15 protein-coding genes are annotated in these 14,912 nt (G+C 63.4%); 5 read left to right on the plus strand and 10 right to left on the minus strand.

The window, feature by feature from the left end; genetic code table 11:
• Positions 1-22 precede the first annotated feature (22 nt).
• Positions 23-721: an NUDIX hydrolase gene (locus CQ041_RS22575; protein WP_105523756.1), complete on the plus strand. Its 699-nt coding sequence runs from the start codon at positions 23-25 to the stop codon at positions 719-721.
• A 76-nt stretch (positions 722-797) separates the two neighbouring features.
• Here the strand turns inward: CQ041_RS22575 and CQ041_RS22580 are convergent, their stop codons facing one another.
• Complete coding sequence (locus tag CQ041_RS22580; RefSeq protein WP_105523757.1) at positions 798-1,571, minus strand: L-iditol 2-dehydrogenase; 774 nt, start codon at positions 1,569-1,571, stop codon at positions 798-800.
• 20 nt (positions 1,572-1,591) lie between these two features.
• Positions 1,592-2,851: a sugar ABC transporter substrate-binding protein gene (locus tag CQ041_RS22585; protein ID WP_371923035.1), complete on the minus strand. Its 1,260-nt coding sequence runs from the start codon at positions 2,849-2,851 to the stop codon at positions 1,592-1,594.
• Between the two features lie 262 nt (positions 2,852-3,113).
• Here CQ041_RS22585 and CQ041_RS22590 point away from each other — a divergent pair, with 262 nt between their 5' ends.
• Positions 3,114-4,010 (plus strand): AraC family transcriptional regulator, encoded by an 897-nt coding sequence (locus tag CQ041_RS22590; RefSeq protein WP_105523759.1) that lies wholly within the window; start codon positions 3,114-3,116, stop codon positions 4,008-4,010.
• Between the two features lie 26 nt (positions 4,011-4,036).
• On the opposite strand, the gene CQ041_RS22595 is transcribed toward CQ041_RS22590, so the two are convergent.
• From CQ041_RS22595 to CQ041_RS22615, 5 genes are all read right to left on the minus strand, one after another.
• A complete protein-coding gene (locus CQ041_RS22595) occupies positions 4,037-4,996 on the minus strand; it encodes a zinc-binding alcohol dehydrogenase family protein (protein WP_105523760.1) in 960 nt (319 codons plus the stop codon).
• Between the two features lie 30 nt (positions 4,997-5,026).
• Positions 5,027-5,200 carry a DUF1427 family protein gene (locus tag CQ041_RS22600; protein WP_105523789.1) on the minus strand — a complete coding sequence of 58 codons (174 nt, stop codon included), beginning with the start codon at positions 5,198-5,200 and terminating at the stop codon, positions 5,027-5,029.
• An 88-nt stretch (positions 5,201-5,288) separates the two neighbouring features.
• A complete protein-coding gene (locus tag CQ041_RS22605) occupies positions 5,289-6,053 on the minus strand; it encodes a helix-turn-helix domain-containing protein (RefSeq protein WP_105523761.1) in 765 nt (254 codons plus the stop codon).
• Between the two features lie 96 nt (positions 6,054-6,149).
• Positions 6,150-6,605, minus strand: coding sequence for a DMT family transporter (locus tag CQ041_RS22610; RefSeq protein WP_105523762.1), 456 nt, complete (start codon positions 6,603-6,605; stop codon positions 6,150-6,152).
• Positions 6,606-6,609: 4 nt separating this feature from the next.
• Positions 6,610-7,098, minus strand: coding sequence for a DMT family transporter (locus tag CQ041_RS22615; protein ID WP_105523763.1), 489 nt, complete (start codon positions 7,096-7,098; stop codon positions 6,610-6,612).
• 117 nt (positions 7,099-7,215) lie between these two features.
• Between CQ041_RS22615 and CQ041_RS22620 the strand changes: the two genes are divergently transcribed.
• Positions 7,216-8,193 (plus strand): LysR family transcriptional regulator, encoded by a 978-nt coding sequence (locus CQ041_RS22620; RefSeq protein ID WP_105523790.1) that lies wholly within the window; start codon positions 7,216-7,218, stop codon positions 8,191-8,193.
• Here the strand turns inward: CQ041_RS22620 and CQ041_RS22625 are convergent.
• The 3 genes from CQ041_RS22625 to CQ041_RS22635 all read right to left on the minus strand — a co-directional run bounded on the left by CQ041_RS22625 (position 8,150) and on the right by CQ041_RS22635 (position 11,929).
• Positions 8,150-9,469: an Nramp family divalent metal transporter gene (locus CQ041_RS22625; RefSeq protein WP_105523764.1), complete on the minus strand. Its 1,320-nt coding sequence runs from the start codon at positions 9,467-9,469 to the stop codon at positions 8,150-8,152. The genes CQ041_RS22620 and CQ041_RS22625 overlap by 44 nt on opposite strands.
• Before the next feature lie 39 nt (positions 9,470-9,508).
• Entirely contained in the window at positions 9,509-11,065 is a 1,557-nt protein-coding gene (locus tag CQ041_RS22630) for a DUF726 domain-containing protein (RefSeq protein WP_105523765.1), read from the minus strand.
• Between the two features lie 81 nt (positions 11,066-11,146).
• On the minus strand, positions 11,147-11,929 hold the full coding sequence (locus CQ041_RS22635) for a helix-turn-helix domain-containing protein (protein ID WP_105523766.1): 783 nt from the start codon (positions 11,927-11,929) through the stop codon (positions 11,147-11,149).
• 97 nt (positions 11,930-12,026) lie between these two features.
• Here CQ041_RS22635 and CQ041_RS22640 point away from each other — a divergent pair, with 97 nt between their 5' ends.
• On the plus strand, positions 12,027-12,914 hold the full coding sequence (locus CQ041_RS22640) for an EamA family transporter (RefSeq protein WP_105523767.1): 888 nt from the start codon (positions 12,027-12,029) through the stop codon (positions 12,912-12,914).
• 149 nt (positions 12,915-13,063) lie between these two features.
• A complete protein-coding gene (locus CQ041_RS22645; RefSeq protein WP_105523768.1) occupies positions 13,064-14,872 on the plus strand; it encodes a monovalent cation:proton antiporter-2 (CPA2) family protein in 1,809 nt (602 codons plus the stop codon).
• Positions 14,873-14,912 lie beyond the last annotated feature (40 nt).

Raw genomic sequence — 14,912 nt, forward strand, 5'->3', positions numbered from 1 at the left:
CCACTGCTCACAAGGATTGCCCATGTCACTCAGCGCCTACCTCCACACCGTCGACCTGTGCGTGCTGTTCTACTGCCGCGCCTCCGGGGAGTTGAAGCTGTTGCTGAACAAACGTGAAGCCGAGCCGTTCGCCGGCCATTGGGCGTTGCCGGGTGTGGTGGTCAACGGCGGCGTGCAGGACCTGAGCCTCAAGGATGCGGTAGAGCGGCTGCGCGCCAGTGACAAGGTGGGGTTCGACCTGGCCTGGAGCGAACAAGTAGGCACCGTGGGGGATGCATTTCGCGATCCGCGCTGCTGGTCGTCGTCGACTTTTTACCTGGCGATTGTCGCGGATGCAGTGGCGCTGGACGAGCATCAAGCCTGGTTTGCGCTGAACGCGGTGGCCGACGGCAGCATCCGGCTGCCGTTCGATCACAACCTGATCGTCGCGGCGGTGCACGAGCGCTTGTTGTCCAAGTCGCTGTACAGCAGCTTGCCGCTGATGTTCCTGGGCGATGAGTTCAGCGCGCCGGAAGCGACCACGATTTTTTCCGTTGTGCTCTCGCGACCGGTATTGAAGACCAGCATCCGCCAGCGCTTGCTGAAACTGACCGAGGCCGGGTATTTGCGCGAGACCGGGCGCAAGAAGAATGGCGAGGGTGGCAGGCCGCAGGCGACGGTGGAGGTGTTGAAGCCTGGGGCGGTGTACTTTTTTGATCGCAGCTTTGCAGAGCAGGCCTGATTCAAGGATCAATGAAACTAAAGGTGGGCGCTGGCTCGCCAGCTCCCACCGTCAATCGTCTTGGTCTGGACGAACGTCAGCTCATCCAGTTGCCGCCATCGACATTGTAGGTTTGCGCGACCACATAATCGGCCTCTTTGGACGCGAGGAAAATCGCCATTCCGGTCAGGTCCTCCGCCGTGCCCATCCGCCCAAACGGCACCTCGGCCCCTACCCGTTTTTTCTTCTCTCCCGGCGCCAGGCCTTCATGTTTGGCGAACAGCGCGTCCACCCCATCCCAATGCTCGCCGTCCACCACGCCCGGGGCGATGGCGTTGACGTTGATGCCCTGCCCGATCAGGTTCAACCCCGCCGATTGCGTGAGGCTGATCACGGCGGCCTTGGTCGCGCAGTACACCGCCACCAGTGGCTCGCCACGGCGCCCGGCCTGGCTGGCCATGTTGATGATCTTACCGCCGTGACCCTGGCTGATCATCTGGCGCGCGGCGGCCTGCAAGGTGAACAGGGTGCCGGCGACGTTGATCGAGAAGAGTCGCTCGACGCTGTCGCGGGTGATGTCGACGATGGGCGCCAGGTCGAACAGCGCGGCGTTGTTGACCAGGATGTCCAGCTTGCCAGCCGTGCCCACCACGGCGGCAATCGCGTTGTCGATGGAGGCTTGATCGGTGACATCCATCTGCACGGCGTAGGCCTGCGGGCCAAGCTCACTGGCCGTGGCCTGGGCCCGTTGCAGGTCGATATCGGCGATGGCAACGGTGGCGCCCTCGGCGATGTAGGCCTGGGCAAAGGCGCGACCTATCCCGCGCGCCGATCCGGTGATCAGCGCGCTTTTACCTTCGAGTCGTTTCATGGGTGCGGGTCCGTTGACAATCATTTGGGGTAGCCGGCGCGTTTCATCTCGCGCTCGGTGGTGGACTGGGCTTGCTGCAACGCCTGCTCGACCGACATGCCACCAGTCAGCGCGGCCGAGAACAGCTTGCCCACCGAAGTGCCGATGGCCTGAAACTCGGGAATGGTCACGTATTGGATGCCCACGTATGGCACGGGCTTGGCCGACGGGTGCGCGGGGTCGGCGTGCTTCATCATCTCCAGGGTCACCTGGGCGAACGGCGCGGCCTTGAGGTACGCCTCGCTGTAAGTGGATTGGCGGGTGCCTGGCGGTACGTTGGTGATGCCGTCCTTGTCGGCGACCAGTTGGATGTACGCCTTGGAGGTGGCCCAGGCAATGAACGCCTTGGCCGCCTCCTTGTGCTGGGAGGTGGCCGGAATGGCCAGGGACCAGGCGTACAGCCACGACGAGCCCTTGTCGGTGACTTCGGTGGGTGCGGCGGCGAACCCGACGCTGTCGGCCACCTTGCTCTGGCTCTTGTCGGTGGTGAAGGAGCCGGCGACGCTGGCATCCACCCAGATCGCGCACTTGCCGCTGTTGAACAGCGCCAGGGTTTCATTGAAGCCGTTGCTGGACACCCCTGGTGGGCCATATTTTTTCAACGTGTCGACGTAGAAATTGGCCGCGGCGGTCCACTCCGGGCTGGTCAGTTCGGGCTTCCACTGTTCATCGAACCAGCGTGCGCCGAAGGCATTGGCCATGGTGCTCAGCAGGGCAATGTTCTCGCCCCAGCCAGCCTTGCCGCGCAGGCACAGGCCGTACTGGCCCTTGTCTTTCACCGTCAGCTTGGCGGCAAACTCACCCAACTGCGTCCACGTCGGGTGTGCGGGCATGCTCAGCCCGGCCTGCTGGAACAAGTCAGTGCGGTAGTAAGTGACGGTGCTCTCGCCGTAGAACGGCAAGGCGTACAAGGTGTTGTTGACCGACAGGCCCTGACGCACGGAGGGGAAAATATCGTCGACGTCATAGTCGGCCGGCAGTTGGGTCAGCGGTTCCAGCCATTGCTTGGCGCCCCACAACGGGGTTTCGTAGGTGCCGATGGTCAGCACATCGAACTGCCCGCCCTGGGTGGCGATATCGGTGGTAAGGCGCTGACGCAGGACGTTTTCTTCCAGCACCACCCAGTTGAGCTTGATGTCCGGGTGCTGCGCTTCGAACACCTTGGACAGGCGCTGCATGCGGATCATGTCGCTGTTGTTGACCGTGGCGATGGTGACAGTGTCGGCAGCGTGACTGGGCATGGCCAGCGCCAGGCCGGACAGCAGGAACAGCACTTGCGGGAGCTTGAGCATGGCGGTATCCACCTGTTGTTTTTGTTGTTGAGGGCCGATTACAGCAGCTTGGCCCTGGCCTCACAAACCCATGGCGGATGCCCGGCTGATACTTTTTTAACCTGGGCAGCGCAGTTAAAAAAGTATCAGTGCCCTGTGACACAAGGGGTAGCGCGCACCCCGCCGGGGCGCGTATTTTGAGCGGATTACAAGAATCACAAGAAGCCCTGCCATGCCTGCCAGCCGCGCCCAGCTGTTCGAGCACCGTCCCGCCGAACGTGAAGTGATCCTGCCCGAACCCGACCATTGCTTTCGCTGGTTCGAGCACGACTACCCCTATGACCTGGCGCGCTGGAACCATCATCCCGAGTTCGAAATCCACTTGATCCGCCAAGGTTGCGGCAAGCTGGTGGCAGGCGACTACATCGGCCCCTTCAGCGCAGGCCATGTGGCCTTGATTGGTCCGGACCTGCCCCACGACTGGATCGGCGAACTGGCACCCGGCGAGTACCAGCGCGGTCGTGATGTGGTGCTGCAATTCGACGGCACCGCCCTGCTCGGCCTGCGCAAGGTCCTGCCGGAGCTGGGCGACTTGCAGCCGTTGTTCGAACGGGCACGGCGCGGCCTCGAGTTTGGCGGCGACACCGCCGTACAGGCGGCGCGCTTGATGGAAGACATCGGTCACGCCCAGGGTTTGCAGCGGCTGGTCCTGTTCCTGCAGTTGCTCAATACCCTGAAAAACGCCCCACCCCCGCATGCCAAGGCCTTGGCCAGCCCCTACTACGCCCCCAGCCTGGACGCGCGCAGCGCCGAACGCATCAGCAAGGCGTTCGACTACCTGATGCGCGAACTCACCGGCGACGTGCGCCTGTCGGACATTGCCCGGCAACTGGAGATGAGCGAGCCGGGCTTCTCACGGTTCTTCAAGCGCAACACCGGCCATGGTTTCATCGACCTGATGCGCAAGTTTCGCGTGCAGCGCGCGTGCCGGTTATTGCTGCAAAGCGAAATGTCAGTGTCGGATATCTGCTTTGAAGTGGGCTACGCCAACCTGTCCAACTTCAATCGCCACTTCCGCATCGAAATGCACCAGACCCCTACCGAATACCGCCAGGCACACTCACTGTAGGCGCCGGTTTGCCGGCGCCTGCACGGTCAGGGCAGGAAGATGATTTTGTCTGCACTGCCTTCATTGACCTGGGCGTAGCTCTGCACGCCATCGGCCAGCGCTACCTCACGCAAGCCTTCGGGCAGGGGCAGCGCGCCGTCATCGAAGAAGCGCCCGAACTGCTCAAGCATCACCGCACATTGTTCGCAGTTGTAGAGCAACGAATTGATCCCCACCACCGAGCCACCCTTGCGGTACAGGTTCAGGGCCGGCAGTTGCACCTGGCCGTCCACCGGCGCGGCAATGATCGCGATGCGTCCGAACGGCGCCAAACCTGCCACTGCTGCCGGCAACCAGAAACCGGTGGTGTCGAAGATCACGTCGGCACCGCCCTTGAACACCGCATTGACCTGCGCGCCCAGCGCTTCGGGCGCGCCCAGGGCAATGGTCTCGATGCCCTGGCGCTGCAACACCTCGACCTGCTCCGGCCGACGCACCGCCGCCAGTACCTGGGCGCCGCGGGTTTTTGCCAGGGCCAGGGTCGCGCTGCCCACGGCGCCATTGGCGCCAATCACCAGCAGGCGCGTGCCGTTGCTCACACCGCTACGCTCCAAGGCATCCCACGCAGTGGTGTAGGGAACGCCGAGGCTGGCAGCCTGGGCGAAGCTTAAATGGCTGGGCTTGCGCGCCACGCCCTTGGCCGAGACTGTCAGGAACTGGGCGTGGGAGCCGTCGGCAAAAAAACCGAGGTCACGCCCGGTGCCCCAGACTTCCTGGCCGAGCAGCGCCTGCGGGCCTTCCACCACCACGCCGGCGAAATCACGGCCGGGGATGCGTGGCAAGGTCGTGTAGGGAAAGCGCCCCAGCACGTTTTTCACATCGCTGGGGTTAAGGCCGGCGGCCTTGATCTCGACCAGTACTTCACCGGTCGCGGGCACCGGGGTGGCGACGTCAACGAAGCGCAGGGCAGCAAGGTCACCGGTGGCAGAAAATTGCAGGGCTTTCATGGCCAATCTCCATTGAAGGGAAAATAGGAATCAGGTCAACCAACCGCTCACCAGTTGCCGGCCCATGGGCCAGAGTTTTTCACCCAGCAGCATGCCCATCAGCCCGATCAGGGCAATGGCTGGCGGCGCAGGCGAGCGGAAATCCAGGGCGCCGTAGATCACGCCGACAAACAGGCCAATGGCGAGGGAGATCAGGTAGTTCATGAGGTTGACGCCGTGTAGGTTGATGGACGCAGTGTAGAGCGCCCATTCCTGAAGCATCGGCCAAGTGCTTCAGGATTTCGGCCAAACCTCAGCCGGTGTAATGCGATGGCGCCACGCCCAGCTCGCGCCGGAACATGTCGCTGAAACTGCTGGGGGAATAGCCGAGGGAACGTGCAATACCGCTGACGGATTGGCCCTGGATCAACTCCGCCACCGCCGTGGCCAACTGCACCTGACGCCGCCATTGGGCGAACCCCATGCCCAGGTGGTGCTGATACAACCGCGCGAGCGTGCGCACGCTGGCACCGGCGGTTTCGGCGTGGTGTTCGAAGGATATGTCCAGCGACGGCGCGGCCATGACTGCCTGGCAGGCATTGATCAAGCGCCGGTCGGCGTCGACCGGCATGGCGATGCGGATCTGCGAGCGGCGAGCCCGTTGCAGTTCCAGCAGGGCCAGGCTGACCACGGCGTCGTAATAGCCGCCGTCAGCACCATCGCCCTCGTCCACCAGCGTGACGATCAACTCGCGCAGCAGGCCGCCGACCTCGATCACCTGCACCTGCCTGTCCAGCGTTGCCGCCAGCGCCGGTCGCAGGTAGATATTGCGCATTTGCAGGTCCGACACTACGCGGATCCCATGCTCCACCCCCGGCGGCAACCACACCGCACGCTGGGGCGGCACCACCAGGGCTTCGCGCGGGGTCTCGACCCACATCACGCCGCTCATGGCGTAGAGCAACTGGCCCCAATCGTGGCTGTGGGGCTCCACGAACAGACCACGGGGATAAGTGCGCGCCAGCGGCTGCACGGGGACGGCGGGGTCACTCAGGTCGGGGGGCGCGGCGAGGGCCATGGGGGAGCACATCAATCAAAGGTGAACCCCTATGGTAATAAGCCCCCGCTCACTGAAACAACACAAATCCAAACGCGCGCGCAGGGCGTGTCATCGCTAATCGACCTGACGGGTATTGCTGCGATACATGAACACCAGCGCCAGCGCCAGGCAGAGCATCGCCAGGATCCGGCTGCCCGACAGCTCGATGGCCGGGTTGCCCAGCCAGCCGAAATTGTCGATCAACATGCCCATGCCCAATTGCCCGACGATCACCGCCACCGTGGCCACTGCCGTGCCGACGACAGGCACCGCGCCCACCATCACGATCATGTACACCACGCCGAACAGTGCGCCGGTGAGTTGCCATTTCGGCACGTCCAGCAGGCTGACCGCCTGGGCGGGCTCGAAGAAGAAAATCAGCAGCGCGGTGGTGAGTGCGCCCACGGCGAAGGTCAGCAAGCTGCTGCGCAATACGCCTACCGACTGGCCGAGACGCCCGTTGATCGCGGCCTGCACGCTCAATACCGCACCGGCGGCAATCACCAGTACCAACAACAGAATCAGATTCATCGTCTTACCCTCGTGCAATCAGAACAAGTGCCGCCACAATCAACACCAGCGCGATCCAGCGCTCGCCATTCACCCGCTTGCGCGCGGTGCCAAACCAGCCGAAATGGTCGATCAACACGCTCTTGCCCACCTGGCCGGACAGAATCGCGATCATGGTCATGGCGATGCCGATATGGGGGGTGGCGAGGGTCAGCACCACCACGTACATCGGCCCGAGAAAGCCGCCAATCAACTGCCAGCGCGGCAGGTCGGTGAGCGCCGGGCCCTTTTTCGGGCCGCTGAACAACAGCAGCAAGAACAGGATCGCCGAGCCCACGCCAAAGATGCTCAAGGTCGCCCACAAATGCCCGACCTGCTCACCCAGCGGGCCGAGCAGGCCCGCCTCCACCGACAGGCCCATGCCCGCCAGGATCACCAGCGGCAACAACAGCAACCGTAAAAGGTTTTTCTTCGGCGTCGCCTGGGCCACACCCTCGATCGAACTTGCCTGCATACATCACCCGCATTTCAAGAAAGGAAACATGGCGCGCATTATCCAGTGGCCGTGCTGTGCAATAAATGGGATGATGCCGATAACACCTTTGCGCAAAACGCACAGCAAGGAGTCACGATGCAGGGTTTGAATGAACTGAGTTTCAAGGCGCTGCGCCTGTTCGTCGCCGTGCTCGACCATGGCAGCTTTTCCGAAGTGGCGCGCCGCGAAGGGTTGGCGCCCTCCTCCATTTCCCGGCAGATCCAACTGATGGAGCAGGCCCTCGGCCAACAGTTGCTGTACCGCCACACCCGTGCGGTCAGCCCCACCGAGGCCGGACGCCTGCTGGGCCGGCATGCGCGACTGATGCTCGAACAACTGGAAGCTGCGGGCCAGGCCCTGCAGGAGCAGGACAGCGAGCCGAGCGGCCTGGTGCGCATCAATGCGCCGATGGTGTTCGGCCAGCGTCACCTGTCGCCGTGGCTTGGAGAGCTGTGCCGTCGCTACCCCAAGCTGCAATTGGATATCCAGCAGACCGACACCTACGTCGACCCATTGCAGGACGGTACTGACCTGCTGTTCCGCATCGGCGTGCTCAACGACTCCAGCATGCAGGCGCGGATCTTCGCGCCGCAGCGCTTTCGCATCGCCGCGAGCCCCGGCTACCTGGCGCGACACGGCACGCCCGGACACCCCGATGAGCTGGCCCACCACCAATGCCTGGCCTATAAAGGCGTCACCGGCCAGCAACGCTGGTTCTTCCGCCGTGCGGGCAGCGACTGGACGCCCTACAGCGTCAAGGGCCCCATCACCGGCAACCACGCCGACACCCTCACCCACGCCGCCGAACAGGGCCTGGGGCTGGTGGTGTTCCCTTCCTGGCTGATCGGCGAAAGCCTGCGCGCCGGCACCTTGCAGGCAGTCCTCACGGAATACGAGGTGGCGACCACACTCGAGCCACAGCAGATCGCGGCGCTATGGCCGGGAAGTCGGCGGCTGTCGCTGAAGGTGCGCACGGTGATCGATTATTTTGTGGAGTGTTTCGGCACGGTGCCGTATTGGGACAGGTCACTCAAAACACCCACTGCCCGATCAACCACCCGTTCGCCCCACTGATCACCGCAAACAGCAACCACGCCAGTATCCGCGTCGGCAACCGGTTCACGAACGGGCCCATCAGCTGTTTGTCGCCGGTCATGCGGATCAACGGGTACAACGCGAAAGGCAATTGCAGGCTGAGCACCACTTGGCTGAGGATCAGCAGTTTGCCAATGGCGTCGTCGCCCATCAGCCACACGCCGAGGAACGCGGGAATCAGCGCCAGCCCGCGGGTAATCAGGCGGCGTTGCCAGCAGGGAATGCGCAGGTTGAGGTAGCCTTCCATGATCACCTGGCCGGCAATGGTGCCGGTGAACGTGGAGCTTTGCCCGGAGGCCAGCAACGCGATACCGAACAGGATGCTGGCGAAGGCGCCACCCACCAGGGGGTCAAGCAAGTGGTAGGCATCCTGGATCTCGACCACGTCGGTGTGGCCGGTCTTGTGGAACGCCGCGGCGGCGAGCACCAGGATGGCGGCATTCACCAGCAAGGCCAGGGCCAGCGAGCCGATGGTGTCGATGCGCGCCAGCTTGACCGCATCCTGCTTGCTGGCCAGGTCCTTGCCGATCAGGCGGGTTTGCACGATGGAGCTGTGCAAATAGAGATTATGGGGCATGACCGTGGCGCCCAGAATGCCGATCGCCAGGTACAACGGCGCAGCGTCGCTGATGGCCGACAGTGAAGGCGTGAAGCCGCTGAAAACGTCCGGCCAGTACGGTTTGATCAACACCAGTTCGATGAAGAAGCACACGCCGATGGTCGCCACCAGCGCCAGCATGATCGCTTCCAGGCGGCGGAAACCGCGGTTTTGCAGGGCCAGGATCAGCAAGGTGTCGAAGGCGGTGATGACTATCCCGGTGGTCAGCGAGACCCCCAGCAACAGGTGAAACGCCAGGGCACAGCCCAGCACTTCGGCGAGGTCGGTGGCGATGATGGATATTTCCGCCAGCAGCCATTGCGTGCGGGCCGAGCGTTTGCTGTAGCGCTCGCGGCACAGTTGAGCCAGGTCTTTGCCGGTGGCAATGCCCAACCGTGAGCACAGGCATTGCACCGCCATCCCCGCCAGGCTGGCGAGCAACACCACGAACAACAGGTTATAGCCATAACGCGAGCCGGCTTCGATGGCGGTGGCCCAATTGCCAGGGTCCATGTAGCCGATGGAAATCAACAGGCCGGGGCCGGCAAACATCAATGCCCGCTTGAAGAACGACGCCTTGGGGTCGACGGCGACGGAGCCGGCCACTTCCGGCGGGCAGAACGGGGCAGTAGCGATTTTCGGCAGACTGAATTTCACGCGGCATTCCAGGCAAACACACTTAGACAGGGGCGCAGCTTAACAGTCGGATGCAACCGTGCGCATTACCGTGTCCCGGGGCAAATCAAAGGCGTCCACCACCTGCACCACCAGGTCCATCTCCTGGTTCAGCGCTTCGCGCTCCATGCGTTGGCGAATCACCCCGATCACCAACACTGCCAAGGTGGTGATGGAGTACGCCGGGCCGGAAAACGCACGCACCCCAGTGACCAGCAACATGGCCGCCGCCAACGCCTGCCCCACCACCGGAATCGCCGTCGCCGCGCCCCGGCGCAATATGAAGCCGGTCAACCCCGCCAGCGCCGTGCCGCTCAAGGCCGTCGTGGCCGAGCGCCCCACATCGAACCGATTGAAGATGCCCTGCTCTTTTTGCGCCGCCGCCTTCAGCTCAGCCTCGAATACCTGGCGGTCGGCGTTGCTGAGTTTGTCCTTGTACTGCGCGATGAGGGTTTCCGCGACCTGGGCCTCGATGTCGGCGAGCGCAACGCGCTCCAGCGCCTGGTCAAACTTGATGCCCAGGCGCTGCGCCACGTCTTCGGCCATCTGGCGATAACTCACGCCATGGCCCCGGGCAATATTCATGAAGCTGTCGCCGCCCATGCGCTGCAATTCAATCGCGAGCTTGAGGGGTTCACGCACGGTGGCATCGATCGTCGCGCTGCGCTTTTGCGCCATCAGTTCGGCGAGGAACCTGAGTTCGTCCGGCCGCGCCTGCACCAGTGCCGGGAACAGCTCATTGTCTTCCTCGGCAAATCGTACCTCGCTGCTGCGCTGGTCGGAACGGATCATGCCGCGCCGTTCGTGCAGCAAGTCGGTGTACTGCACCACCGTCTGCAACTGCGGCCAATAGGCCGCGTGGTCAAAGGTCGCCAGGTGCACATTGGTGACCTTGGCCTTGAGCGCCGGGGTCAGTGGGATGGCATAACGACCGATGCAGCGCTCGGTGTCCGGCTTGATGGCCAGGGCCCAGTCCTTGCTGGAATGGCAGTTGATCACCCGGCCCTTGAGCGGCGCCGACACCTCATCCCAAGGACTCGAGGTACAAATGGCGCCGCCCATCAGCAGCACGTTGTCCAACGGCAGTTCGCGGGCGGTCTCGGGGCTGGCCAGCAGGCTCTTGACCAGAATGCGCGCGCCCAGGGAATGGCCGATCAGGTTGATACGTCGTACCTCAAGGGATTCACCGTGCAAGTAGCTGGCGAGCTCCGGGAGCAAGGTCCTGGCCACTTCGTCCACCCGGGCCTCGACGCTTTTGTAGTGGTCGAGAAAATATGCAATCGCCTTGCCCACGCCCACCGTCGCCGCGCCCAGGTTGCCGCCGCCGAGCATCGCGCTGATCACGTCCTTGAACGGCGCGAAGAGGTTCTCGAGGAAATGCCCCGCCGGCCAGAACAGCATCAAGTTGGTGGAGCCTTCGATACCCGCGAGTTGCGCCTTGAAGCTGCCCAGCTGCTGCTGGTTGAAGAACGCCGAATACCCGTGGACGTAGAGATTGAGCACATCCCCCTGGGGCTCGCCACACAGCACAAAGGTGGGCTTGCGGGTGCGGTGCATTTCATCCCACTGGTGCTGCATGGACCGGTGACTCCTGGTGACGGTGGACGGCGATAGTAACAAAGCACGCCCTGCTGCGAAGTGAATCCTGACCGGCGTGGGTCAGAACAGCGCTGCTGCCCGGGATCTGGCCAGGTAGCGCGCCGGCGAGTCGCCCAGATGCCGGCGGAATACCGAGGTGAAGGCGCTGGAGCTGCTGAAGCCCAATTGCAACGCCACCTCGGTGATCGAGCTGGCCTGACTGAGGCGTGCCGTTGCTTCGAGCAGGCACACCTGTTGGCGCCAGGCCACGAACGTCATCCCGGTACTGGCCTGGAACTGCCGCGTGAAGGTGCGCCGGCTCATGTTCGCCCAACCGGCCATGGTATCCAGGCAGATTTGCTGCGTAGGTGCGTCCATAAAGCGCTGGCAGGCTCGCGCCAGCCGCGGTTCGTCGGGCAAAGGCACGCTGAGGGGCAGCTCCGGCATGGCGCCGATTTCGTCCATCAGCAATGTCAGTACGCATTGGTGTCGAACCGTGGGCGGCGCCGCAGGCTCAATCGCCAGCGCAGCCTCAAGCAAATGCCTGAGCAGGGACGACACGGCAAACACCTGGCAACGCGCCTGCAACCCGGCACCGGCAGCGGCGTCAGCCTCCAGGTAGGTATTGAGCATCAGCACATCGCCGCGCATGTGCATTTCATGGGGCACACCGGCGGGCACCCAGATGGCGCGCTGGGGCGGCACCACCCAGTTGCCGAGGTCGGTGAACATTTTCAGCGCCCCGGTGGCGGCATATGCGAACTGGCCGCGAGGGTGCGAGTGCCGCGCGAACACCGTGCCGGACGGGAATTCACGCAGGGTCACCACGGCATCAGGGCTATCGGCATCGAAAACTGGAATCATGGCCCGATATTGTCAAACCATGACCCGGCATTGCAAGCGGGCCACCGACCCGCGCCCTACCATCGACGCCTTTGACGCACTGCCCAAAGGAAATCCCATGCTGAAGAAACACCTCGCCCTGGCCGTGCTGGTCACCCTGGTCTGGGGCGTCAATTTCCCCATCACCAAACTGGGCCTGCGCGCCCTCGACCCGTTTGTCCTCACCGGTATCCGCTTTGCCCTTGCCGCCCTGCCGCTGGTGTTCTTCGTCAAGCGCCCGGCTGTGCCATTCCGCTATGTGGCCGCCTATGGCCTTATTTTCGGGCTGGGCATGTGGGGCGTGATCAATTACGCAATCCAGGTGGGCGTGAGCCCGGGCATCGCCTCGTTGATCATTCAACTGAGCGTGTTTTTCACCCTGGGCTGGGGCGTGGTGCTCTTCCACGAGACGATTCGACGCACCCAGCGCGTGGGCGCAGTGCTGGCCTTGATCGGCCTGGCGGGCATCATCGCCAGCCAGCACGGCAGCCACGCCGTGCTGGGGGTGATGCTGATCGTGTTCAGCGCGCTGGCCTGGAGCGTCGGCAACGTGATCATCAAGCTATCGGGGGTCAAGGAGATCTTCGCGTTCATGGTGTGGACCAGCCTGATCCCGCCGATCCCACTGTTTCTCGTCGCCTGGCTGCTGCACGGCAGCGCCCCGTTCGAAAACCTGCACGCCAGCCTGGACCTGACGGCCCTGTTGTCGATCCTGTTCCAGGTCTGCCTGGCGACCCATTTCGCCTACTGGGGCTGGAACTCACTGCTCAAGCTGTACCCCGTCTCCACCGTGGCGCCGCTGTCGCTGCTGATACCGGTGTTCGGCATCGCCAGCTCGTTGCTGATCCTCGGCGAGCGCGTGTCCACGCCAGAGCTGGTTTCGATTGCGGTGATCATCGTGGGGTTGGCGGTGGGGTTATATCGCCGGGCGGAGGATGGCACCCGCCACCCTCGGGAAAGTGTTTGAACATCCTTCCAATGACCCCGCAATGCCTACGGCCCCGTGCAAAAAAGGTGTTCCACCGCACCCGGACCCCGCAAAAACACAATTTTCGAAACGTAAAAAGCGCTCTAATACCTGCCTGTTGATTGGTTTTAAAGATCCTGGAGTTCTCAATGCCCCATGAAGGCAACCTGTTACAAGCAGCCGTGGTGTTCCTGCTCGCCGCCGTGCTGACCGTGCCCCTGGCCAAGCGCCTGCAATTGGGCGCCGTGCTGGGCTATCTGTTCGCCGGTGTGATCATCGGCCCATCGGTACTGGGGCTGGTGGGCAACCCGCAGAGCGTGGCGCAGTTTTCCGAGCTGGGGGTGGTGTTGCTGCTGTTCATCATCGGCCTGGAGTTGTCGCCGAAACGTTTGTGGGTCATGCGCAAGGCGGTGTTTGGCGTCGGCCTGGCGCAGGTGTTGCTCACCGGCCTGGTCATGGGGGTAGTGGCCCTATGGCTGTTTGGCCAGTCGTGGAACAGCGCCATCGTGCTGGGCCTGGGCCTGGCGTTGTCGTCAACCGCGTTTGGCCTGCAAAGCCTGGCGGAACGCAAGGAGCTGAACCAGCCCCACGGGCGCCTGGCGTTCGCGGTGCTGCTGTTCCAGGACATCGCCGCGATCCCGCTGATCGCCATGGTGCCCCTGCTGGCCGGCAGCGATCACCCCACCACCGAGGCCCAGGGCCTGCAACATGTGCTGCAGATCCTGGGCAGCATCACCGTGGTGATCATCGGCGGGCGCTATCTGTTGCGTCCGGTGTTTCGCATCGTCGCCAAGACCGGGCTGCGTGAAGTGTCGACGGCCACCGCGTTGCTGGTAGTGATTGGCACCGCCTGGCTGATGGAACTGGTGGGTGTGTCCATGGCCCTCGGCGCCTTCCTCGCCGGCCTGCTGCTGGCGGACTCGGAATACCGCCACGAACTGGAGTCCCAGATCGAACCGTTCAAGGGCCTGCTGCTGGGCCTGTTCTTCATCAGCGTGGGCATGGGCGCCAACCTCAGCCTGCTGCTCAGCGCACCGCTGCTGGTGATCGGCCTGACCCTGCTGCTGATCGGCTTGAAGTTGCCATTGCTGTACGCCGTGGGCCGCATGGTGGGCGACCTCAACCGCGAAAGCGCGCTGCGCCTGGGCGTGGTGCTGGCCGCCGGGGGCGAATTTGCCTTCGTGGTGTTCAAGATCGGCCGCGACCAGGGCCTGTTCGAACCGCACCTGTACGACGTGCTGGTGCTGACCATCACCCTGTCGATGGCGGTGACGCCGCTGTTGCTGCTGGTGTGTCCGAAGCTGTTCAAGCCCAAGGTCAAGCCGGTGGAAGTGCCGGAGGAATACCGCACCATCGAAACCGACGCACCGCGCGTGGTGATCGCCGGCATGGGCCGCATGGGCCAGATCGTCGCGCGGATTCTGCGTGCGCAGAACATCTCGTTCATTGCCCTGGACACCTCGGTGGAAACCATCGAACTGACCCGCAGCTTTGGTGGCATGCCGGTGTTCTACGGCGATCCGCAGCGCCCCGAGATCCTGCACGCGGCCAAGGTCGACCAGGCGGAATTCTTCGTGATCGCCATGGACGACCCGGAGATCAACATCAAGACTGCCGAGTTGGTGCGCAACCTCTACCCGCACATGAAGATCATCGCCCGCGCCCGTAACCGCCAGCACGTGCACCGTCTGGTGGACCTGGATGCGTCACCGGTGCGCGAGACCTTCTACTCCAGCCTGGAAATGAGCCGCCGCACCCTGGTGGGCCTGGGCTTGAGCGAAACCCAGGCAGACGCACGCATCACCCGTTTCAAGAACCACGACCTGCAATTGCTCGCCGCCCAACACGCGGTGTACGACGACGCGGCCAAGGTGCTGCAAAGCGCCCAGGAAGCCCGTAGCGAACTGGCGCGGCTGTTTGAAATGGATCGTCTTGAGGAAGAGTCCGACAGAGTGTGAGGCTGGCGGTGAACGAGATTGCGAATTTTCTGACAGAATG

It is taken from the genome of Pseudomonas sp. MYb60, from assembly GCF_002979555.1.
Taxonomy (GTDB): domain Bacteria; phylum Pseudomonadota; class Gammaproteobacteria; order Pseudomonadales; family Pseudomonadaceae; genus Aquipseudomonas.